Source organism: Marinimicrobium sp. UBA4209, assembly GCF_002381585.1.
Lineage (GTDB): Bacteria > Pseudomonadota > Gammaproteobacteria > Pseudomonadales > Cellvibrionaceae > Marinimicrobium > Marinimicrobium koreense.
The window spans coordinates 34720-37091 of sequence record NZ_DFTP01000012.1; the positions used below are offsets into that span (position 1 = coordinate 34720).

Consider the following 2372-nt stretch of genomic DNA (forward strand, 5'->3'; position numbering starts at 1 on the left):
ACTGTAACAAGCATTGGCCAGAATTGGCGCCCTGGCAAATGGATTCGGTATCCGGGCCCAAAGCAGAGCGCCTGTGAGCTGCCCGCCTGGATGGCGCATTTTTCATGTCTTGGGGCAAAATAGCAAGGGTTATGAGCCTTGTGCAGAAACTGAACGCCATCGCTGAACCCCGCAGTGGTCGTGGTCTGCGCCAGTTACCCAGCATTCATTCACACCCTTTTGCACAGATTCTGTGGATAGCGCCTGGCCTGTGGATATCTTGTGTGGCGCTGCTCAACTTCGCAAGATTACGTTAGAATGGCCCGCTAACTGACCATTTGGAGGTAGCTTTATGGAAACCCTGCCCGAGACTTTACGGGAAAATGTTCGGCTGTTGGGCGAATTACTGGGAGATACAGTTCGCGACCACGAAGGCGACGACCTGTTCCAGAAAATCGAAGACATCCGCCAACTGGGCAAAGCCATCCAACAATCCGAAGAAGAGGATTCTACGCCTCTGGTGGAGCGGCTGGGCGAGCTGAACGACCGGGATATTCTGCCGATTGTGCGCGCCTTCAATCAGTTTCTGAATCTGGCCAACATCGCCGATCAGGAGTATTCCGCCAGTGCCGAAGCGGAGCCCGACGACGGCCTGAAGAGTCTGCTGCTCGAGCTGAAAGACACCTACGGGCAGGAGCGTCTGAGCGAGGTCATCGGCGACCTGAATATCCAGTTGGTGCTCACCGCGCACCCCACGGAAGTGACCCGGCGCACCCTGATCCGCAAATACGACCAGATTGTTCACACCCTGAGCGACCGCCAGCGCGGCAACCTGCTGACCTACGAACAGGACAAACACCGCGGCCGGCTGCACCGGCTGGTGGAAGAGATCTGGAGCACCGATGAAATCCGCTCCGAGCGGCCCACGGCGGTGGATGAGGCCAAGTGGGGCTTTGCGGTTATCGAGAACAGCCTGTGGCAGGCGGTGCCGGACTTCATTCGTCACCTGGACCGGCTCTGCTGCCGTCATCTCGACCACTGCCTGCCGGTCGACCTGCAACCGTTCAGCTTTTACTCCTGGATGGGCGGCGACCGGGACGGCAACCCTAATGTGACCCACAGCGTGACCCGCGAAGTGCTGTTGCTCGGCCGCTGGATGGCGGCGGACCTGTACCTCAAAGACATTCAGAGCCTGAGCAACGATTTGAGCATGCATGAGGCCGGTGCCGAGTTGAGCGCCCGCTTCCCCGGCAGCGCCACCCCCTACCGGGATTTGCTCGGCGAGCTGCGCAAGCGCCTGCAGGCTACTCTGGAATGGACCGAAGCGCGTCTTGAGGGCCGCTCTCCCGAGTGGAACGATGCGGTGATCACCGAGCGCAAAGACCTGCTCGAGCCCCTGCTTATGTGCTTCGAGTCGCTGCGCGAAGTGGGCTTCCCGCACATCGCCAACGGCCCGGTACTGGACAACATCCGCCGGGTGCAGAGCTTCGGTATTAACCTGGTGCCGCTGGATATCCGGCAGGATGGCGAGCGCCACGTGAAGGCGATGGACGAGCTGACCCAGTATCTGGAGCTGGGCAGCTATCTGGAGTGGAGCGAAGAGCAGCGGCAGGAATTTCTGCTCGAGCAGCTCAACAACAAGCGCCCACTGTTGCCGGCGCACTGGCCCATGAGCGAGGAAACCGAAGAGGTGCTGGCCACCTGCAAGGTGATCGCTCAGGAACCCCGGGAGACCCTGTCCCACTACGTGATTTCCATGGCCCAGCAACCGTCGGACGTGATGGTGGTGGCGTTGCTGCTGCGCGAATGCGGCATGACCTGGAATATGCCCATCGTGCCTCTGTTTGAAACCCTGGACGACCTGGATCGGGCGCCGGAGGTGATGGGTCGGCTGTGGCAGATTCCCTGGTACCAGGAATACACCGGCGCCCGCCAGACCGTGATGATCGGCTACTCCGACTCCGCCAAGGACGCTGGCAAGTTCGCCGCGACCTGGGCTCAGTACAAGGCGCAGGAAAAGCTGGTAAACATTGCCGAACAACAGAACGTCAAGCTGGTTCTGTTCCACGGCCGCGGCGGCACCGTCGGTCGCGGTGGCGGCCCGGTGGAGAAGGCCATGGCCTCCCAGCCACCGGGCTCGGTGAAAGGGCAGATCCGGGTGACCGAACAGGGCGAAATGATCCGCTACAAGTTCGGCCAGTCCCGCGTGGCGTTCAGCAGTTTCTCCACCTATGTGTCGGCCACTCTTCGGGCAACCCTGATGCCGCACAAGGGGCCGTCCCAGGAGTGGCGGGACCTGATCGAGCGCATGGCTCAAAGCAGCCTGGAGGCCTACCGCAATGTGGTGCGCGGCCACCCGAAGTTCGTGCCCTATTTCCGCAGCCTGACGCCGG

1 protein-coding gene is annotated in these 2372 nt (G+C 61.1%); it reads left to right on the plus strand.

The features are described 5' to 3' along the window. Positions 1-331: 331 nt before the first annotated feature. On the plus strand, positions 332-2372 hold a 2041-nt coding region (locus tag B3187_RS02395; protein ID WP_286804457.1), incomplete at its 3' end, for a phosphoenolpyruvate carboxylase.